This is a genomic window from Glycomyces albidus, from assembly GCF_009451885.1.
GTDB lineage: Bacteria > Actinomycetota > Actinomycetes > Mycobacteriales > Micromonosporaceae > Glycomyces > Glycomyces albidus.
On the sequence record NZ_WIAO01000014.1, the window covers coordinates 56,522 to 75,982 of the forward strand.

At 72.1% G+C, this 19,461-nt stretch carries 19 protein-coding genes; 7 read left to right on the forward strand and 12 right to left on the reverse strand.

What is annotated here, in order from left to right; translation table 11 throughout:
- Positions 1-56: 56 nt before the first annotated feature.
- The 4 genes from cydC to GFD30_RS13015 are packed head-to-tail and all read right to left on the reverse strand — an operon-like array spanning position 57 to position 5,917.
- The gene (gene cydC, locus GFD30_RS13000; RefSeq protein WP_194201952.1) at positions 57-1,802 is read right to left on the reverse strand and encodes a thiol reductant ABC exporter subunit CydC; all 1,746 of its coding nucleotides are present in this window, start codon (positions 1,800-1,802) and stop codon (positions 57-59) included.
- Positions 1,799-3,502 carry a thiol reductant ABC exporter subunit CydD gene (cydD, locus tag GFD30_RS13005; protein ID WP_153025634.1) on the reverse strand — a complete coding sequence of 568 codons (1,704 nt, stop codon included), beginning with the start codon at positions 3,500-3,502 and terminating at the stop codon, positions 1,799-1,801. The genes cydC and cydD overlap by 4 nt, the downstream gene beginning before the upstream one ends.
- The gene (gene cydB / locus GFD30_RS13010) at positions 3,499-4,497 is read right to left on the reverse strand and encodes a cytochrome d ubiquinol oxidase subunit II (RefSeq protein ID WP_153025635.1); all 999 of its coding nucleotides are present in this window, start codon (positions 4,495-4,497) and stop codon (positions 3,499-3,501) included. The genes cydD and cydB overlap by 4 nt, the downstream gene beginning before the upstream one ends.
- A 13-nt stretch (positions 4,498-4,510) precedes the next feature.
- On the reverse strand, positions 4,511-5,917 hold the full coding sequence (locus tag GFD30_RS13015; protein WP_153025636.1) for a cytochrome ubiquinol oxidase subunit I: 1,407 nt from the start codon (positions 5,915-5,917) through the stop codon (positions 4,511-4,513).
- A 149-nt stretch (positions 5,918-6,066) separates the two neighbouring features.
- On the opposite strand from GFD30_RS13015, the gene proC reads away from it, so the two are divergent.
- Positions 6,067-6,873: a pyrroline-5-carboxylate reductase gene (gene proC / locus GFD30_RS13020; protein ID WP_153025637.1), complete on the forward strand. Its 807-nt coding sequence runs from the start codon at positions 6,067-6,069 to the stop codon at positions 6,871-6,873.
- A gap of 141 nt (positions 6,874-7,014) precedes the next feature.
- Entirely contained in the window at positions 7,015-7,524 is a 510-nt protein-coding gene (locus GFD30_RS13025; RefSeq protein ID WP_153025638.1) for a GNAT family N-acetyltransferase, read from the forward strand.
- 160 nt (positions 7,525-7,684) lie between these two features.
- On the opposite strand, the gene GFD30_RS13030 is transcribed toward GFD30_RS13025, so the two are convergent.
- The 5 genes from GFD30_RS13030 to GFD30_RS13050 all read right to left on the reverse strand — a co-directional run bounded on the left by GFD30_RS13030 (position 7,685) and on the right by GFD30_RS13050 (position 12,572).
- The gene (locus GFD30_RS13030) at positions 7,685-9,280 is read right to left on the reverse strand and encodes an endo-1,4-beta-xylanase (RefSeq protein ID WP_153025639.1); all 1,596 of its coding nucleotides are present in this window, start codon (positions 9,278-9,280) and stop codon (positions 7,685-7,687) included.
- A 242-nt stretch (positions 9,281-9,522) separates the two neighbouring features.
- On the reverse strand, positions 9,523-10,005 hold the full coding sequence (bfr, locus tag GFD30_RS13035) for a bacterioferritin (protein WP_153025640.1): 483 nt from the start codon (positions 10,003-10,005) through the stop codon (positions 9,523-9,525).
- A gap of 162 nt (positions 10,006-10,167) precedes the next feature.
- Positions 10,168-10,353 carry a (2Fe-2S)-binding protein gene (locus GFD30_RS13040; protein WP_322633212.1) on the reverse strand — a complete coding sequence of 62 codons (186 nt, stop codon included), beginning with the start codon at positions 10,351-10,353 and terminating at the stop codon, positions 10,168-10,170.
- An 86-nt stretch (positions 10,354-10,439) separates the two neighbouring features.
- The gene (locus GFD30_RS13045; protein ID WP_407649045.1) at positions 10,440-11,450 is read right to left on the reverse strand and encodes a threonine aldolase family protein; all 1,011 of its coding nucleotides are present in this window, start codon (positions 11,448-11,450) and stop codon (positions 10,440-10,442) included.
- Positions 11,451-11,561: 111 nt separating this feature from the next.
- Entirely contained in the window at positions 11,562-12,572 is a 1,011-nt protein-coding gene (locus GFD30_RS13050; RefSeq protein ID WP_153025642.1) for a TY-Chap domain-containing protein, read from the reverse strand.
- A 125-nt stretch (positions 12,573-12,697) separates the two neighbouring features.
- Between GFD30_RS13050 and GFD30_RS13055 the strand changes: the two genes are divergently transcribed.
- The 4 genes from GFD30_RS13055 to GFD30_RS13070 all read left to right on the forward strand — a co-directional run bounded on the left by GFD30_RS13055 (position 12,698) and on the right by GFD30_RS13070 (position 15,236).
- A complete protein-coding gene (locus GFD30_RS13055) occupies positions 12,698-13,369 on the forward strand; it encodes a DUF3159 domain-containing protein (RefSeq protein WP_322633213.1) in 672 nt (223 codons plus the stop codon).
- Between the two features lie 100 nt (positions 13,370-13,469).
- Positions 13,470-13,997, forward strand: coding sequence for a Pycsar system effector family protein (locus GFD30_RS13060; protein ID WP_153025644.1), 528 nt, complete (start codon positions 13,470-13,472; stop codon positions 13,995-13,997).
- A 103-nt stretch (positions 13,998-14,100) separates the two neighbouring features.
- The gene (locus GFD30_RS13065; RefSeq protein ID WP_322633214.1) at positions 14,101-14,715 is read left to right on the forward strand and encodes a CDP-alcohol phosphatidyltransferase family protein; all 615 of its coding nucleotides are present in this window, start codon (positions 14,101-14,103) and stop codon (positions 14,713-14,715) included.
- On the forward strand, positions 14,712-15,236 hold the full coding sequence (locus tag GFD30_RS13070; protein WP_153025646.1) for a hypothetical protein: 525 nt from the start codon (positions 14,712-14,714) through the stop codon (positions 15,234-15,236). Before GFD30_RS13065 ends, GFD30_RS13070 begins: the two co-directional genes overlap by 4 nt.
- Here the strand turns inward: GFD30_RS13070 and GFD30_RS13075 are convergent.
- Together GFD30_RS13075 and GFD30_RS13080 are read right to left on the reverse strand one after the other, a co-directional pair.
- The gene (locus tag GFD30_RS13075; protein WP_322633215.1) at positions 15,199-17,205 is read right to left on the reverse strand and encodes a beta-galactosidase; all 2,007 of its coding nucleotides are present in this window, start codon (positions 17,203-17,205) and stop codon (positions 15,199-15,201) included. The genes GFD30_RS13070 and GFD30_RS13075 overlap by 38 nt on opposite strands.
- Before the next feature lie 204 nt (positions 17,206-17,409).
- Positions 17,410-17,928 (reverse strand): hypothetical protein, encoded by a 519-nt coding sequence (locus tag GFD30_RS13080; RefSeq protein ID WP_153025647.1) that lies wholly within the window; start codon positions 17,926-17,928, stop codon positions 17,410-17,412.
- 129 nt (positions 17,929-18,057) lie between these two features.
- On the opposite strand from GFD30_RS13080, the gene GFD30_RS13085 reads away from it, so the two are divergent.
- Complete coding sequence (locus GFD30_RS13085) at positions 18,058-18,501, forward strand: PH domain-containing protein (protein WP_153025648.1); 444 nt, start codon at positions 18,058-18,060, stop codon at positions 18,499-18,501.
- 35 nt (positions 18,502-18,536) lie between these two features.
- Here the strand turns inward: GFD30_RS13085 and GFD30_RS13090 are convergent, their stop codons facing one another.
- A complete protein-coding gene (locus tag GFD30_RS13090) occupies positions 18,537-19,448 on the reverse strand; it encodes a 2-hydroxyacid dehydrogenase (protein WP_322633216.1) in 912 nt (303 codons plus the stop codon).
- Positions 19,449-19,461: the final 13 nt, after the last annotated feature.

The window sequence follows — 19,461 nt, forward strand, 5'->3', positions numbered from 1 at the left end:
GGGGCCGTTCTGTTCGTTTCCACCGCTGAATGTATTGGTAGCACCGTTCCGGGAGTCTACCCACGGGGTGCCAGGTCCAGAAGCGCACTGAGCGGCGCGTCACGCGGCGCCGGCACGGGCGGTTCGAGGTGGACGGTCCGGTGGACCACGCCGTCGGGGAGCGGCCGGTGGGTGATGAAGACGGCGGTCTTGCCTTCGAGGGCGGCGGCGGCGGTCCTGAGGACGCGTTCGGCGGTGGCGGCGTCGAGGTGCGCGTCGGGTTCGTCGAGGACGAGGACTTCTCGGTCGGCGAGGAGGCAGCGGGCGAGGGCGATGCGGCCGCGCTCGCCGCCGGAGACGGCGCGGCCGTGCTCGCCGAGGCGGGTCGGGAGCGCGGCGGCGGCGGTGCGGTCCGGGGAGGCGTGGACGAGGCCGTCGAACCAGTCGCGGAGGCCGGCCCAGCGCAGGGCCCGGACGAGCTCGTCGTCGCCGGCGCCGACGCGGGCGAGGCGGAGGTTCTCGGCGAGGGTGGTGTCGAAGACGTGGGCGTCCTGGGAGCACAGGCCGACGGTGCGGCGCACGTCGTCGCCGGCGAGTTCGGCGAGTTCGGCGCCGCCGAGGCGCAGCGACCCCTCGTAGGGCAGGAATCCCATGAGGACGGCCGCGAGCGTGGACTTGCCGGAGCCGGAGGGGCCCATGACGGCGACGCGTTCGCCGGGCTGGAGGGTGAGGTCGAAGTCGCGGACGGCGGGCCGGTCGGCGCCGGGCCAGGTGGCCGAGAGCCGCTTGATCTCGATGCCGGGCGCGCTCTGCCCGGCTGCGGCGAGGTGCGGGCCGCCGAGCGGGTCGGGGCCGAACCGCAGGGGCTCGGCGGGGTCGGGGCGGGGTTCGGCGGCGCGGGTGATCTCGAGGAGGCGGCGGCCGCTCTCCTTGGCGGCGGCGGTGTGCTGCGCGGCGGCGGGGAGGGCGAGGACGGGTTCGAACGCGGCGAGCGGGATGAGCGCGAGGCAGGCGAGGAGGACCCCGTCGAGGGTCCCGGCGGCGACGGCGGGGATGCCGGTCCACAGTGCGCCGGTCACGGCGGCGGCCATGGCGAGGAGGCCGGCGGCCTGGCCGAGCCCGGCGGTCCAGGCGATGCGGGCGTGGGCGCGGCGCAGGCGCTCGTCGCCGTCGAGGGCGCGTTCGAGCGCGACGCGGTCGGTGCCGGCGGCGACGAGCTCTTCGCGGCCGTGGAGGCAGGCGCGGACGTTCTCGGTGAGGGCGCCGCGTTCGGCGGCGGTGGCGCGCAGGGCGTACCGCGAGGACCAGGAGGCGAGCGCGGGCCCGGCGAGGGCGGCGGCCAGGAGTGCGGCCGCGAGGACCGCGCCGGCGGCGGGCAGGATCGCGGCCTGGACGGCGACGGCGGTGGCGGCGGTGATGACGGCGGCGGTAAGCGGGAGGGTGCCGCGGAGCCACCGGTCGCCGGTGCCGTCGACGTCGTCGACGAGGCGGGCCTGGAGGTCGCCGGAGCGCCAGACGGGGACGCCTGCGGGTGCGAGGCGGACGAGCTTGCGCCACACGGCGATGCGGAGGCGTTCGAGGCCGCGGAAGGCGGCGTCGTGGGAGACGAGCCGCTCGGCGTACCGGAGCACGCCGCGGCCGATGCCCAGGGCGCGTACGGAGGTGATGGCGACCATCAGGTACAGGATCGGCGGCTGCTCCCAGGCGCGCGAGACGAGGTACGCGGAGACGGCCAGGAGACCGAGCGCGCTGAGCTGGGCGAGGGCCCCGAGGACGGCGCCGAGGCCGAGCCGCAGGGCGATCGGGTTTCGCCAGGTCGTCACCAGGCCACCTCTCGGTCGGCGATCGCGCGCACCGCTTCGCGGTGGGAGGCGATCAGGACGGTCCGCTGCTCGCGGTAGGGCGCGAGGGATTCGAGGACGGCGCGCTCGGTGTCGGCGTCGAGGTGCGCGGTCGGTTCGTCGAGGAGCAGGACCGGCGTGTCGAGGAGGTCGGCGCGCAGCAGGGCCCGGGCGAGGCCGACGCGGGCGGCCTCGCCGGCGGAGAGCCCGGCGCCGTTCGCGGCGACCCGGCGGCGCGCGTCGGGCGCGTGGGCGGCCGCGATCGCCTTGGCGACGGCGGCGTCCGGGGCGTCTTCGGGGACGGCGAGGCGGACGTTGTCGGCGACGGTGCCGTCGATGAGGACCGGTCGCTGCGGGAGCCACGAGATGGAGCGGCGGACGGCCGCCGGGTCGAGGCCGGACAGGTCGGTGCCGTCGAACGCGATGGAGCCGGTCACGGGCCGCCGGAAGCCGAGGAGCGCGGCCAGGAGCGTGGACTTGCCGGCGCCCGAGCGGGCGGTGAGGACGGTGGTCTGCGCGGCGGGCACGGTGAGGCTGATCTCGGGCAGCGGGTCGCGGCCCGGGTAGCCGAAGACGGTGCGGCGGAACATGATCGTCGGCGCGCGGCGCAGCGGCGGCGGGAGGTGCGGGGCCGCGGGGAGCGCGGCGGGGCCGGCGTGCGGTGCCGCATCGCCGCCGGGTTCGACCGGTTCGGCGAGGATGGCGAAGACGCGTTCGGCGGCGGCGAGGCCCTCGGCGCTGGCGTGGTAGTGGGTGCCGACGCCCCGCAGCGGCAGGTACGCCTCGGGGGCGAGGATGAGCACGAGCAGCGCGGTCTGGAGCCCGGCCTGCCCGGCGAGGCCGCCTTCCACGAGCTGGACGCCGACGGTGACGGCGACGACCGCGACCGACAGGGACGCGGCGAGTTCGAGGACCAGCGCGGAGCAGAACGCGACGCGCAGCAGCGCCATCGAGCGGCGCCGGTACTCGCCGGTGGTGACCTGGATGGCCCCGGCCTGCCTGCCGGCGCGCCCGAACGCCTTCAGCGTGGGCAGTCCGGCGACGAGGTCGGCGAAGTGGTGGGCGAGCGCGGAGGTGGAGGCCCATTGGCGTTCGGCGCGGGCTTTCGTGTACCGGCCGATGAGGACGCCGAACAGCGGGATCAGCGGCAGCGTCAGGGCGACGACGAGCGCGGCGGGCGGGTGGGCGAGGAACATGACGGCGAGGACGCCGGCGGGGACGAGGGCGGCGAGGACGAGCTGCGGGAGGTACCGGGCGAAGTAGGCGTCCAGGGCGTCGATGCCGCGGACGAGGAGCTGGGCGGTCTCGCCGGTGTGGCGGGTGCCCGAGGGCAGGCGCATGAGGCGTTCGAGGGCCTGGCGGCGCAGGCCGGACTTGACGCCGGCGGCGGCCCGGTTCGCGGCGGCCTCCTGCACGGAGGCGAGCAGGGCCCGGGCGGCGAGGACGGCGGCGAGGCCGATGAGGCGCGGGGTGAGCGCGGCGAGGTCCTGGCCGCCGGCGAAGGCTCCGGCGACGAGGCTCGCCGTGAGCCAGGCGCCGGCGATGACGCACGCGGTCTGGGCGAGGCCGAGCGCGGCGCACACGCCGATGTAGACGGACGCGCCCCGGGCCCGGTGGAGCAGGCGGCGGTCGAACGCGCCGGCGGCGGCGTTCCGGGTGTACTGCGGGGCGAGCGGCGTCATGCGACCGGGATCCTTTCGACGGAGACCCGCTGGCGGAACACCCAGTAGGTCCAGCCCTGGTAGAGCAGGATGAGCGGCAGGAAGACCACGGCGGACCAGGCCATGATGCCGAGGGTCTTCTCGGTGGCGGCCGCGTTCTCGTGGGTGAGGCCGTTGGCGGGGTCCCCGGTGGACGGCAGGACGTCGGGCCAGAGCGCGCAGAACAGGGCCGAGGAGGTCAGCGCGATCGTCAGTGCCGTGGCCGCGAACGCCCAGCCGCCGCGGCCTGTGAAGTCGAGCGCGAGGCCCGCCAGGAGGGCGAGGACCGCGAGGACGATGAGGACGAGCGAGGCGGCGTTGCCGTGCGCGGCCTGGGTCCAGACGAGGAACGCCAGCGCGGGCACGGCGGTGGCGGCGCCGAGCAGGAGGCCGGTGGCGCGGGCGCGGGCGCTGAGGTCGCCGGTGGTGCGCAGGTGGAGGAAGTAGGCGCCGTGGGTGGCGAACAGGAGCAGTGTCGTGAGCCCGCCGAGGAGCGCGTACCCGTTGAGCAGGCCCCAGATCGAGCCGGTGTAGTCGAAGTTCGCGTCGAGCGGGACGCCGCGCACGATGTTGGCGACGACGGCGCCCCACAGGAAGGCGGGGGCGGCCGAGCCGGCCACGAGGCACAGGTCCCAGCCGCGGCGCCACTGCGGGGTGTCGCCCTTGCCGCGGTACTCGAAGGCGACGCCGCGGACGATGAGTCCCAGGAGGATGAGGAAGAACAGCAGGTAGAACCCGGAGAAGAGGGTGGCGTACCAGTGCGGGAAGGCCGCGAACATGGCGCCGCCGGCGGTGATGACCCAGACTTCGTTGCCGTCCCAGACGGGTCCGATGGTGTTGATCATGGCGCGGCGCTCGCGCTCGTCGCGGCCGAGGACGGGCAGGAGCATGCCGACGCCGAAGTCGAACCCTTCGAGGATGAAGTAGCCGGTGAAGAGCACGGCGATGGCGATGAACCAGATGGTGGTCAGTTCCATGGGGCGTCCTCGGCTAGTAGGCGAAGGCCATCGGCTTGTCGGGGTCGTCGGACGGGCTGGAGGTGGACATGGCGAGCTCCTCGCCGGGCGGGCCGGCCTTCGCGAACTTGAAGAACAGGTTCAGGGCGACGACGGCGAGGATCAGGTAGACGAGGGTGAAGCCGATGAGGGACGCGGCGACCGTGGGCGCGCCGACGCGGGGCGAGACGCCCTCGCTGGTCTGGTAGAGGCTGAACACGACCCACGGCTGGCGTCCCATCTCGGTGAAGATCCACCCGGAGCTGTTGGCGAGGAACGGGGTGACCGCCATCCACATGGCGACGGGCCAGAACAGGCGGTGCTCGGGGAGGCGGCCGCGGCGGGTGAACCACCAGACGATGACGGCCATGGCCACGGCGAGGAGCCCGAAGCCGATCATGAGCCGGAAGGACCAGTACGTGAGCGGGATGTACGGCACGTAGTCGCCGGCGCCGAACCGGTCGTTGTACTGGGCGTTGAGGTCGTTGATGCCTTCGACGGTGCCGCTGAAGGACCCGGTGGCGAGGTACGACAGGAGCCCGGGGATCTCGATGACCGGCGTGCCGGTGCGGCCGTCGAGCGAGCCGATGGTGAGCACGGAGAACGGCGCGCTGGAGGTGGTCTGGTAGAGCGCTTCGGCGGCGGCCATCTTCATCGGCTGGGTCACGGTCATGACCTTGCTGAGGGAGTCGCCCGACAGGACCAGCCCGAGGCCGCCGACGAGCGTGACGAGGATGCCCAGGCGCAGCACGGGCCGGTGCACGTCGAGGTCGCGGCGGTGCATGAAGTGGTAGCCGCAGACGGCGACGACGACGGTGCCGGCGGTGAGCCAGGAGGCGAAGACGGTGTGCGGGAACGCGGCGAGGACGACCGGGTTGGACATGACCGCGCCGAAGTCGGTGAGCTCGGCGCGCCCGGCGGTCTCGTTGAGGTGGTAGCCGACGGGGTTCTGCATGAACGCGTTCGCGGCGAGGATGAAGTACGCGGAGGCCATGGAGCCGAAGGCGACCATCCAGATGCAGGCGAGGTGCAGGCCGGGCATGAGGCGGTCCCAGCCGAAGATCCACACGCCGATGAAGGTGGATTCGAGGAAGAACGCCATGAGCGCCTCGAACGCGAGGGGCGCGCCGAAGACGTCGCCGACGAAGCGCGAGTACGCCGACCAGTTCATGCCGAACTGGAACTCCTGGACGATGCCGGTGACCACGCCCATGGCGATGTTGATGAGGAAGAGCTTGCCCCAGAACTTCGTCGCGCGAAGGTACGCGGTCGAGCCGGTGGTGCGCCACATGGTCTGCAGGATCGCGACGAGGAGCGAGAGGCCGATGGTGACGGGCACGAACAGGAAGTGGTAGACGGTCGTGACGCCGAACTGAATCCGCGCCAAGTCGAGAACGTCCATTACGCCCCAATCGCCCGTTGAATTCCTGAGTCCGATTATCGTGGCAGCTTGGGCGATCCCAAGGGGACGAAACGCGCAATGCATCGAGTTTTCGCGTTGCCGCCCGGCGAGGCACAATCGATGGGCAGTCGATTGCGTGAGGAGACGTGATGCGGAGAGTCGCAGTGCTGGGCGCCGGGAAGATGGGCCAGGCCATCGTGTCGGGCCTGCTTCGCGCGGGCTGGTCGAAGGACGCGGTCGTGGCCACGGCCCGCAGCGAGGAGCGCGCGGCGGCGCTGCGCGAGCAGTACGGGGTCCGGGTGGAGCCGAACGCGGCGGCGGTGGCGCAGGCCGACGTCGTGGTGGTCGCGGTGAAGCCGCAGGACGCGGCGGCGCTGCTCGACGAGCTCTCAGGCGCGTTCTCGTCGGCGGCCCCGGTGGTGAGCATCTGCGCGGGTCTTCCGGTGGCGTTCTTCGAGAAGCGGCTGCCGGACGCGACGCCGGTGGTGCGGGCGATGCCGAACACGCCGGCGCTGGTCGACGAGGCGATGACGGTCCTCTCTCCGGGCACGCACGCCGACGAGCGGTGCCTCGACGCGGTCGAGGAGCTGTTCAAGCCGCTCGGGCGCACGCTCGTGGTCGACGAGAAGCACCAGGACGCGGTCACCGCGATCTCGGGCTCGGGCCCGGCGTACTTCTACTACCTGGCCGAGGCGATGACCGAGGCGGGCGTCCTCATGGGACTGCCGCGGGAGGTCAGCAAGGAGCTGGTCACGCAGACCGCGCTCGGCGCGGCGCGGATGCTCCGCGAGAGCGGCGAGTCCCCGGTGGCGCTGCGCGAGGCGGTCGAGTCCCCGGCCGGGACGACGATCAGCGCGGTCCGGCAGCTCGAGAACCACCGGGCGCGCTCGGCGGTGACGGACGCGATCGAGGCGGCACGGGACCGGGCGCGCGAGATCGCCGATGAATATGCGTAGCTCGCCGGAGCGGCCAGGGGTACGGCTGCGTAGCCTCCCGGAGCGCCCGGGGGCGAGGTCGCGCGGTTTGTCAAGGCGTGCAGGGCGACGGGTGCAGAAGCGTCTATACACCGGAACTGGAACGCTGCTCTAATGGCGGGTATGCGTGAAATTCGACGGGGCCGGTTCGAGGAACTCGACGGTCCGACGGTGTTCGCCCTGGCCCGGCTGCGGCAGTCGGTGTTCGTGGTCGAGCAGGAATGCCCCTACCCGGACCTCGACGAGCACGACACGGCGCCGGAGACGGTCCACTTCTGGGCGGTCGGCGACGGCCCCGGGGAGGCGGTCGCCTGCCTGCGGCTCCTGCGCGACACCGGCGGCCACGGCCCCGTCGCGGCGCGGACGTTCGACGACCGCGCCCTCGTCGGCGGCGCCGCCGAGGGACGGTGGCGGATCGGCCGGGTCTGCTGCGCTCCGGCCGAGCGCGGCACGGGGCTGAGCGGACGGCTCATGACGGCGGCGCTCGAGACGGCGGGCCCGGAGGCCGAGCTGGTCCTCGACTCGCAGACGTACGCGGCGGGGTTCTACCGCAAGTACGGCTTCACCGAGGACGGCGAGGAGTACCTCGAGGACGGCATCCCGCACGTGCCGATGCGCCGACCGGGAAAGTGACCTGCCCGGAACAACCGGTAGGGACCCCGGGCCGCCACCCTGCGGCGGACCACCGACGAACGAGCGTTCGCCGACGCCACGCGTTCGCGCGGAAAGCCCGGGAGCGGGGCCCCGGATCTGTATGCCCCGCTCCCGGGCGGCTCCTTCCGGCCGGTGCGGTCTAGGACTCGCCGGCCGCCTCCGGCGCCGGCTCGAGCCGGCTCGGGTCGACGACGCCCCAGTAGGCGGGCTTCGCCTGGAGGCGGTCGTCGAAGAACAGGGGCGCCTCGTGGGGGCGCGAGACCGGCCAGCTCCGCAGCCATGAGACCGCGTCGTACAGGCCCCACATCGTCACCGACTCGAGCAGGTGCGCGCGCTCGCGCAGGACCTCGAACAGCTCCTTGTAGTACCAGCCCTGGGCGATCAGGCGCTCGGGCGGCGTCGAGGGCAGCGACTCCTCCATGTAGTCCGAGACCGACACGTCGAGCTCGGTGACGGCCTGGAGCACCCGCAGGCGCTTGAACGCGTCGATGGTGTCGCCGAGGAGCTGCGGGTCGCGCTTGTAGTCGACGTGGGCCTGGTGGCCGACCCCGTCGACCGGGACCCGCTTGCGCTTGAGGTCCTGCACCAGGTTGAACATCGCCTCGCGCTTGTCGGGGAACTCGGTGTTGTAGTCGTTGATGAAGAGCTTGACCCGGCGCGGCAGGACCCGGCGGGCGATCTTGAAGACCTCGCCGATGTAGGCGCCGCCGCCGAAGATCTCGTACCAGCGCGAGCGGCGCAGCCCGTCGGTCTGCTCGGGGTCGACGACCTCGTTCACGACGTCCCAGGCCCAGACGCGGCGGCCGTAGTGCTCGGCGATGGCGGTGACGTGGGCTTCGAACCGGTCGAGGATGAGCGCCTGGTGCTCGGGGGTGTTCTGGAGCGGGTTCCCGTCGGCGTCGTCGAACCACCATGCGGGGGTCTGGTTGTGCCACAGCAGGGTGTGGCCGTAGACGCGCATGCCGTTGGCCTCGGCGAACGCCACGATCTGGTCGGCCCGGGTGAAGTCGAAGACGCCCTCGGTCGGCTGGATCGCGTCGGGTTTCATCTGGTTGCCGGTCGTGACCTGCGCGAAGTGCTTCGCGAGGAGTTCGGCGGGTCTGCCGACGACCTCGAGCGGCTCGACGGCGCAGCCGATCGGGAAGTCGCATTCGAGGAAGTCCTTGAGCGGCACCAGGTCCTGGATCTCGGGCTCCTCGATGCGGGTGAGCGTGAAGTTGTCGACCAGGACGGGCGTGAGGCTGGAGTCGGACTCGACGTAGAACTGGAGCTGGTCGGCGGCCTGACTGACCGAGTACGTGCCGGTGAACTCGGTCCAGGCGTCGGGGGTGACGGCGGTGTTCCACTTGACCGACTCGTAGGCGGTCGATCCGGCGGCGTCGCGCTGCACGGTGGTCCGCAGGTCGGCCGCGTCCGAGCCGGACGGCAGGCGCAGCAGGACGCGGAGCTGGTAGCGGACGCCGACTTCGATGTGGGCGGTGATGTCGATGGCGGCGCCGTTCCAGGTGGCGGTGCGGCCTTCGACCAGGAGGCTTCCTTCGGCGTTCACCGAGAGGGCGACCGGGCCGCGGGCGTACCAGCCTTCGGTGGTGCCGGAGGAGAAGTCGGTGGCGAGCAGCAGCTCGTCGGCGTGCGCGGCGGTCGCGAAGCCGAACGGGAGGACCGCGGCGCCGCCGGCGACGGCGGCCCCGGTGAGGACCGCGCGGCGGCTGGCCTGCGGGGAGGGGCTGGGCATGGACGCTCCTTTGCGGTGAGGGGACGCCGCGGGCGGGGGAGTCGGGGGTGCCGGACCGCGACTGGACGCTTCCAACGAAGACCGAAACTCTCGGAAACTTTCGTTCAAAGTATTGATATGTTACGATCCTCTCGTCGGCGCTGTCAAGGCGGCGGCATACCACTGTGGCGGAGATGTGAGGGGCTCTGCCGCAAGAAGAAAGGGGGCCGGCGAAAGCCGGCCCCCTCCACGCGCTCGCAGCCCTACGCTTCCTCGGGCTGCTCGATGAGGGACTGGATGTACAGCGCCTCGCCGATCTTCTCGATGATGTCGAGCTGGGTGTCCAGGTAGTCGATGTGGTGCTCCTCGTCCTTGAGGATCGACTCGAAGAGGTCGCGGGAGACGTAGTCCTTGACCGACTCCATGTGCTCGATGCCGCGCTTGAGCCGGTCGATCGCCTCGACCTCGATCTGGCGGTCGCACTCGAAGATCTCCTTGACGGAGGTGCCGATGCGCAGCGGGAAGAGTCGCTGGTAGTTCGGCATGCCGTCGAGGAACAGGATGCGGTCGGTGAGGATCTCGGCGTGGCGCATCTCGTCCATCGACTCGGCCCTGGTGTACTTCGCCAGCTTCGTGTAGCCCCAGTTCTCCTGCAGCTTGTAGTGCAGGAAGTACTGGTTGATGGCGGTCAGCTCCGCGGTCAGCTGCTCGTTGAGGAATTCGATGACCTGCTTGTCACCCTGCATGGCTGATCCTTCCCGGTCCTACAGTCGCCGGTCCGGCGACCGGTGACCCCAGACTAGGACCAGAACGGCGTCCATATCCAGCCAGGAATACCTAAAATAGGACAACCTATCCTAAGGGAGGGAATCCTAAAGGGACCGGAAAATCCCGTTAAAGCCGGGGAATCAGGCGGCCGCCGGGACCGAGTCCGTGAAGTAGCTCTCGATCATGTCGACCAGGCGCTCGTGGCACGTGCCGCAGCTCGTCCCGGCGTCGCAGGCCTCGCCGATGGCCTCTTGGGTATGCGCGCCGGCGCTGATACAGGCGCGGACCTCGTTCTCGTGGACCGCGTGGCAGATGCAGGCGTACACGCACCGACCTCCGGAAGGTTAGGCAGGACTAAGGAAGGCATGCCTAACCTATCCGAGGAAGGGGCGATCGGCAACCGTCCCTTCGGTCACTTCCCCAGCAGCGTGCCCAGGACCTTCACCGCGTGCTCGATCCCGGCGTCGTCCACGTCGAGGTGCGTGAGCATCCGGCCCCAGTCGGCGCCGAGCACCGAGATCTTCACGCCCTGGTCCGCGGCGGCCGCCGCGACGCGCGCGATCTCGGGGATGCGCACGAGCACGATGTTGGTCTCGACCTGAGCGGCGTCGCAGATCCCGAACGGCTCGAGCGAGCGGGCGAGGCGCCGGGCGCGGGCGTGGTCCTCGCCGAGGCGGTCGATGTGGTTCGCCAGCGCGTAGCGCCCGGCCGCCGCGAGGAACCCCGCCTGGCGCATGCCGCCGCCGAGGCGCTTGCGGATGACGCGGGCGCGCTGGGCGCGCTCGGCGTCGGTGATGAGGAGGGAGCCGACGGGGGCGCCGAGGCCCTTGGAGAGGCACACGGAGACGGTGTCGAAGAGGCGGCCGTACTCGTCGAAGGGGACGCCGGTGGCCGCGTGGGCGTTCCAGATGCGGGCGCCGTCGAGGTGGAGGCCGAGGCCGTAGGCGTCGGCGAGGTCGCGGAGGCGCCGGAGCTCCTCGATCGGCTGGACGGTGCCGCCGCCGATGTTGTGGGTGTTCTCGACGGCGATGGCGCGGGTGACGGTGACGTAGGGGTTGGGGCGGTTGATGAGCGGTTCGACCAGACGCGCGTCCACGCGGCCGTTCGGGCCGGCCCAGGTACGGGTGGAGATGCCGCCGAGGGCGGCGGCGGCGCCCATCTCGAAGTTGACGACGTGGGCTTTGACGTCGCACAGGAGTTCTTCGCCGGGGCGGACGAGGAGCTGCAGGCCGATCTGGTTGGCCATGGAGCCGGTCGGGGTGAAGACGGCGGCTTCCTTGCCGAAGAGGGCGGCGGCCTCGGCTTCGAGGGCGTTGACGCTGGGGTCTTCGCCGTAGACGTCGTCGCCGACGCCGGCGCTCGCCATGGCTTCGAGCATGCCCGGGGTCGGGCGGGTCACGGTGTCGGAACGGAGGTCGACGATCATGGTGCCGATTCTAGCCGCGCGGCTAGGGTCGGCCGGAGTCGTCGGACCGCGCCGCTGACCGGCGCCTCTGTCGACGCCTCGGGCCGGCGCGGCGCCGAAGCGCGGGTCCTAGTACGGGCTGTCGCCGCTGCCGATGCCGAGAACGGGCAGGTACATGCGCTCGCCGTCGGCGGTGAAGCCGTCGTAGACGATGTCGAACAGGTCCTGGATGCCGAAGGCCCGCAGGGCGTCCACCATCATGTGGGCGGCCTGGTTGGTGGCGGTGCGGTCGGTGGAGTTGAAGGTCCGGGACCAGTTCGGCTGGGTGCCGCTGGGGGCGCGGAAGCCCATGCTCGGCAGGTTCGACAGGCCGGAGCGCCAGGCGCCGCTGACGGCGGCGCTGGCCTCGACGCGGAGGCCGTCGTCGACGAACGCGGCGACGTACCGGGCGGACCAGTCGCTGGTGCGCAGGAGCACGGTGCCGGAGGTGTCGACGACCGGGACGTCGGCGGCCATGTCCTGGAGGAGCGAGCTGAGGCGCTCGGTGAACTCGCCCATGTCGTGGACGGCGGGCTCGGGCGGGCGCTGGCCCGGGCGGGCGTAGGCGGCCCAGCCGGAGATGTCGCCCTTGCCGATGGCGTGGGCTTCGAGCTGCTCGAACAGGTCCGGGGAGAGCAGGCGGAGGGTGACGCCGCCGTGGAAGCGGCGCAGGTGGAGTTCGAAGATGAGGCCGTCGCGGTACCAGCGGATCCAGGGGCCGCCGTCGCCGCCGCGGATCTCGGGGGCGCCGAGTTCGGCCATCATGGTCCGCAGGACTTCGCGGAAGATGAGGGTGCGGTGGTTCTCGCCCTGGCGGCCGCGTTCGGCGGACCGGAGGACCATGACCTCGATGGAGTAGAAGTCGGCGCGGCCGGAGACCGGGGTCTGGGGCGGGACCGAGTCGGCGATGGCGTTGCCGGTGTCGTAGCCGGTCTCGGCGCGCCACATGCCGATGTCGACCTCCGCGGAGCGGACCTGCCAGCCGAGGTCGGTCATGGCGCGGGTGAGGTCGCCCTTGTTCCAGCGGCCGAAGTCGGTTTTTCGGGCCCGGCGGAGCAGGTCGACGAGCTGCGATTCACTGATCCGATGTGTGCCGAGCATCCGGTACCGTGCCAATCCGTCCGTAGTTGGGGCTGCGGGCCTGGAACCCGGCGGGCCACTGCGGTTAGGGTAGCCTTGCCTCGGATACCGGGTCGAGAGGTGAGGGGCGGGAGTTGTCCGATATTGTGCGGCAAGACACGCTCGTCAGCCTACTAGGCGGGAAGCGCGGCGCCATCGACGCCACCGCCCCGCTCGTGGTGTTCGTCCTCACCTGGCTCCTGACCGGCAACTCGATCGCATGGGCGGCTTCGGCCTCACTGCTGTCGGCCGGCGTGATCGCGGTGGTGCGGCTCAAGCAGCGGCGCAAGCCCCGCGCGGTCGTCCTCGGCCTGCTGAGCGTCGCGGTCGCGGCGCTGATCGTCCTCTACACGGGACGCGCGCAGGACATCCTCCTCCCCCGGATCGTCTCGAACGCGGCCAGCGCCCTCGTCTGGGCCGGCTTCATCGTCTTCCGCCGACCGCTCCTGGGACTCATCGTCGGCGGCCTCCTCGGTCAGCGCACCCAGTGGCGCCTCGACCCGGCCCTGCTGCGCGCGTACTCCCTCGCCTCCTGGGTCTGGGTGGCGATGTACGCGCTGCGCGTCGCGATCCTCACCCCGTTCTGGAACAGCGACAGCGACGACTTCGCGGTCATCGGCGGCGGCCTCGCGCAGGTCGTCCTCTCCTGGCCCCTGCTCGTCCTGTGCCTCATCGCGAGCGGGTGGGTCATCAAGGCGGCCCTCCCCGACGGCCACCCGGGCCTGCGCCACCCGGTGGCCCCGGCCGGGTCCCCGGCTCCGGAGCAGTCAGTCTCGTAATCGGATGCGTTGCGGCGCAATGGTTCAGGCTTCGGTCGGAATGCCGACACTGTCCGTTCGGGGACATCGGCGGCGGCGCGGACGCCCTAGGCTCGTTCAGATGAAGCGGCCGCCGGATCGGGAGAAGCTCATGGACGACGTCGAGACCATGTCGGAATCGCAGGTGCGGACCGCGATCGAAGAGGCGCACCGGAACATCGACGCGGCGCGGGCGACGCTGGTGCAGGCCGACACGAAGGCGTCGCTGCTCGCGGCCGGCGCGTTCCCGGTGGCCGCCGTGCTGCTCGCGACGCCTTCTTTAGTGGAGCCGCGGGGCAGCAGCACGGTCTTCGCCTGGACCGCCGCGGCGGTGATGCTGCTGGGCGTCGTGTTCCTGGGCTCGGCGATCTGGCCGCGGCTGTCGGGGAGGACGGGGCTCCGCGCGGCGGCCGGCGTCGCCCACGACCGGATCGAGGCGAACTTCCGCCGCATGGCCCGGGACCCCGAGGTGCGCCTCCGGTTCGCGGTCGAGGAATGCCGTCTGCTGTCGACGCTGGCGGTGACCAAGTTCCAGCGGCTCCGGGCCGCCATCGTCTGCTTCGCGATCGCCGGGGCGCTCATCATCGCCACCGCTGTCGCGCTGCGATGACCCGGCGCGGCCGTGAACGGTTGGTGGACACGGGTTTGCGGGGACCGGATAGGGTCTGTGGGGTAGCGCGCAGCTGCAGCCCCTCGATGGATTCGGACTTGGTGTGATCGAGCGACCTGTCACTCGCGGCTCCGGCGGTGTGGTCGCTGCGGAGTCGGGGTTCGTCAATGTGCCGAACGCGGTGACGCTGGTGCGGACGGTCGTGTCGGTCGGGCTGGCGGTGCCGGCGATCGTGCAGGAGAGCATGTGGCTGGCGGTGGCGGCGTACCTGGTCTACTGGGTCGGCGACATGCTGGACGGGATGACGGCGCGGTGGCTGGGGCAGGAGACGCGGGCCGGGGCCGTGTTCGACATCGTGTCCGACCGGGCGTGCACCTCCCTGTGCGCGGCGGCGTTGATCGTGCTGCTGCCGGGCATGGCGCTGCCGGTCGGGATCTTCCTGGCGCAGTTCATGGTCGTCGACTGCATGCTGAGCCTCGCGTTCCTGTGCTGGCCCATCAGCAGCCCCAACTACTTCTACGAGGTCCACCGCGGCGTGTACCGGTGGAACTGGTCGCCGCCGGCGAAGGCGCTGAACACGGGCGGACTGGTCGTGCTGGTCCTGGTGTCGCCCACGCCGTTGTGGCCGGCGCTGTTCGCGGTGGCGGTGGCCGCGGTGAAGGTGGCGTCGCTCGTCGCGGTGGGGCGGCTCCTGGCGGACGAGTCGGCCCGCGCGTGATCGCCGCGTACGCCTCGACGTTCCTGACGGCGCTCGTGTCGGCGTTCGTGCCGGTCACGCCGATCGAGCCTTACCTGATCGGGTTGGCGGCGCTGACGGGGTACGGGCCGATCGGGCTGGGGATCGCCGCCGCCGTCGGGCAGACCATCGGGAAGACCGTGATCTTCCTCGGCGCCCGCGGCGTGTTCCGGTCCGAGCGGGTGCGGGGCTGGCTCGCCGCGGTCGCCGAGCGCAAGCGGCGGCGCGGGCCGCGGCCCGCGTCGCCGATGCGCGAGCGCATGAGCCGGCTGGGCGGGCCGCTGCGCCGCGCCGGCGCGAAGCTGACGGCGCTGCTCGAGCGGCCCGCGCTGACGCTGCCGGTCCTGCTGCTGAGCGCGTTCATCGGGCTGCCGCCGCTGCTGGCGACCAGTGTCTACATCGCCGGGACCGGGATGCGGACGCCGGTGTTCGCCGGCGTCTGCCTCGTCGGGCGGGCGGCCCGGTTCATCGTCCTCGCGTACGCGCCGCAGCTCGTTCTCTGATCACCGCCGTCTCCCCGGCGTCGAGCGTCGAGGCCGGCGTCCAGGGCCGGCCCGACAGGAGGTCCTCGCCGGTCGCGTCCACGCGCTGCGGTGCGCCGGTGTGGTTGAGCGCGAACAGGTACGTGCGGCCGTCCGCGTGGCGGCGGCGGACGAGTTCGAGGCCCGCCGGGGCGTCGGCGGTGATGCCGAGCCGGTCGAGGAGCGGGCCGAGGTCGGTCGGGCGGGTCGCGAGGTACCAGACCTCGCCGTCGCCGAGGCGGCGGCGGAAGACCGCGCCCGTGGACGGGTACTCGGTGAAGGAGGCGACCACGTCGGCGTCGATCGGGTGCGCCGCCTCGGACCAGGTCCGGCCCTCGGTGCCGTCGTCGAGGGCGATCGTCGCGCCCTCCGGGAGCGGCGCGAACTCCTCGACGCGGACCCCGACGAGGTCGCGGATCGCGCCGGGCGGTCCCGGGTGGACGTGCTCGTTGCGGTCGGCGATCCCCGAGTAGGGGCCGATGACGAGGGTGCCGCCGCGCTCGACGTAGCCGCGCAGGTGCGCGTCGGAGTCGAGGAGGTACAGGTGCGGGGCGAACACGAACTCGTAGCCGCCGAGGTCCCACGCGGGGTTCACCACATCGGTGGTGACGCCGCGGCGCCACAGGGCCGCGTGCCAGCGCCGGATCTCGGGGTACGAGGCCATGTCGGAGGACGGCTGGCCCGGGGTCGCCGCGGCCCAGCACGACTCGAAGTCGAGGAGGACCGCGGCCCGCGAGACCACTGTGGATCCCTTGATCTCGGCGAGCCGCTGGAGCTGCGCGCCGAACGCCTTCACTTCGCGGAAGACCTTCGAGTCCGGGCCGCCGTGCGGGAGCATCGCCGAGTGGTACCGCTCGGCGCCGTACCGCGAAGCGCGCCACTGGAAGAACATGGCGCCCTCCGAGCCGCGGGCGACGTAGGAGAGCGAGTGGCGGAGCTGGTCGCCGGGCCGCTTGGCGAAGTAGCCGCGGCGCCAGGCGCTGGAGTTCGCGGCCTGCTCCATCAGGAGCCACGGCGAGCCGCCGGCGAGGCCGCGGGAGGCGTCGGCGCCGAAGGCGACCTGGGCGGGCCACTCGATGTCGCTCTCGTGCTCGGGGATGAGGTAGTGGTCGGTGGCGACGAGGCGGTTCGGGCCGGTCATGTGCTCGCCCCAGCGGTGGTAGTCGAGCCCGGAGAAGTCGCCGGTGACCATGAGGTTCGTCGTGATCGGCTTGTCGGGGCTCCGCTTCGCGATCGCGTCGGCCTCGGACCTGAAGAGGGCGAGGAGCGCGTCGGAGCCGAACCGCCGCCAGTCGAGGACGAGGCCCGGGTTGGGGGTCTCGGCGCTGATCCGCGGCGGCAGGACCTGGGACCAGTCGGTGAAGGTCTGGGACCAGAACGTGGTGCCCCAGGCGTGGTTGAGGCCGTCGAGGGAGCCGTGGCGGTCCCGGAGCCAGGCCCGGAAGGCGTCGGCGGCGAGGTCGCAGAAGCAGGAGCGGTAGTACTCGTTGCCGACGTGCCACATGGCGAGCGCGGGGTGGGCGGCGTACCGCTCGGCGAGGCGGGACGCCATCTCGACGACGGCCTCCTGGTACGCGGGCGCGTGCGGGCAGTACTCGGCGCGGGCGCCGGGGTTCAGGCGCACGCCTTCGGCGTTGACCGGGAGCGTCTCGGGGTGGCGCTGGGAGAACCACGGCGGCGGCGAGGCGGTGGCGGTCGCGAGGTCGGCCTTGATCCCCGCCCCGGCGAGGAGGTCCATGATCGCGTCGAGGCGCGCGAAGTCCCACTCGCCCGGACCGGGGTTGATGCCGGCCCAGGCGAAGATGTTGACGCTGACGAGGTTGACGCCGGCGTCGCGCATGAGCCGGACGTCCTCGTCCCAGACTTCGCGCGGCCACTGCTCGGGGTTGTAGTCGCCGCCGTAGGCGAGGCCTTCGATCGTGGGGATGATGTCGGTGTTCGGATGCGGCACTGCGGCGGAGCCCTTCGGTGTCGGCGGATCCAGATCGTCGGAAAGCGTATTCAGGATGATGCCCCGACCATGCCCTGCGGGTCAAGCTCGTCGCGGGATGAAAACGGATCGGATCGGCAATCGCATACCGGCGCAGCGCCGCTCGACACTTTCAGAAGCCCCGGTTCGCGTCAGCGCCTTCCCCGATGACGCCGGCCGATGCCTTCACACGCCTTCGCGGCGCGGCGAGCGCCCGTGGCGGTACCCCTCCCAGAGGCTGCGCATGACGAAGATCTTCTCGTCGAGCTCGTCGTCGGCCGAGAGCGCGCGGCCCGAGTAGGGGGCCCCGAGCCGCCACGGCTTCTGCGCCGGGTCGTTCAGGTAGACGACCGGGACGGTCCGCCCGGCGCGCCGCTCGGCGCGGATGTCCGCCACCTCGGTCCAGGCGGCGTACCGTTCGGCCTTCGAAGCCCCTTGCGGCCCATTGGACTCCAGCGGGTGGATCCCCCGCTCGTCGAGGACCACGCCGTGCCGGCGAGCCCCGGCGTAGGCGACCGCGAGGGCCACCGCGGCGGCGACGAGGACGAGCCCGCCGAGGGTGAGGCGGTACCAGTGGCCGACCACGAGCATGTAGAGCGCGGCCGGGACGAGCGCCACGAGCGCGGCGACTCCGCCGAGGAACAGCGCGCGGCCGACGACCTGCCGCGTCGTCGGACGGAATGTGATCTTGACGGCCACGCTCACCCCCACCAGGCTCGTACCGCTGCCGATGAGCTGATCGTGCCACGCCGTAGCCGCACGTCAAGCGACAATCCGACAGAAACCGGACCGGCACCCCGCGGCCTGCGCGCCCGCGTGTGTCAATCTGGACGCATGACGTCCGCAGACTCCCCGCTCCCGACCCGCCGACTGCGCGTGCGCCGCTCCGCGGCGATCACCGGCGCGGCCTTCGTGGCCTGGCTGACGGTGGCGCCGCTGTCCTTCTCGCTCATCGTGGAGCGGCCGCTCTGGGGCCCGCTCTCGGCCGTCCTCGGCGTCGTCCTGCTCTTCGCGCCTGTAGCGGTCTCGATGTGGGCCTGGCGCTCCGGAGTGGACGTCACCACCGACGGCATCGTCGTCCGCGGCATGTTCACCGCCCGCGAGATCCCCTGGAGGCACATCGACGGCTTCGCCACCGGCGACGAGGGCGTCCAGGCCATACTCGCCGACCAGTCCCAGGTCAGACTCGACCCGCTCAAGCCCGAGAACCTACCGCAGGTCCTCGAGATCGGCGGCCAGGAGCTCCGCGAGGACGCCCCCGCCGAAGGCGAACGGTGAGCGCCGGGTCGTGAGCGTCGCGCGGTGAGCCGCCCCTAGTAGCCGTCCGCCACCACGTTCCGCAGGGGCTCTCCCGCTGCGGCCCTGCGGATCTGGGCTCCGACGGGGGCGTAGGCGCGGGCGATGGTGCCGTCGACCGAGGCGGCGACGTGCGGGGTGATGATCGCGCCCTCCAGGTCCCACAGCGGGTGGTCCTCAGGGAGCGGCTCGGGGTCGACCACGTCGAGGGCGCACTTCAGACGGCCCGAGGCGACCTCGGCGACGAGGGCGTCGGTGTCGACGATGGGGCCGCGCGCGGCGTTGACCAGGAGCGCGCCGTCCTTCATGCGGGACAGGAACTTCGCGTCCACCAGGCCGCGGGTGGCGTCGGTCAGCGGAAGGATCAGGACCACCACGTCGGCGGCCGGCAGGAGGTCCTCGACCGCGTCGATCGGGTGGACGCCGGGGCGGGCGCGGCGGGCGACCTTGTCGACCTCGGCACCGAGCGCGGCCAGGACCGCGGCGACCCGCTCGCCGATGTCGCCGGCGCCGACGATGAGGGCGCGCTTGCCGACGATCGTGGTCGTGAACTCGACCTTCCACTCGTGCCGGAGCTGCTGCCGGGCGAACACGTCGAAGCCGCGCATCGACGCGAGGACCGCGCCGACGGTCCACTCGGCGGTCGTCCCCGAGTGCACGCCCTGCGCGTCGCACAGGGCCACGCCCGGCGGGACCACCGGGACCCACACCTCGGCGCCCGCGCTCAGGAGCTGGATCGCCTTCAGCGACGTCATGTCCCGCAGCGGCGTGGTGAGCTTCGACTGGGCCAGGAAGGGAGGGATCCAGAACTCGACCGTCGACGGGTCGGACGGATAGCCCGACTTCCCGTCGTACACCTCGACCTCGACGTCCGCGGGGAGCTCGCCCAGCAGGGCGCGGCCTTCTTCATGGGCGATCCAGACTTTCACAGGTCCCAAGCGT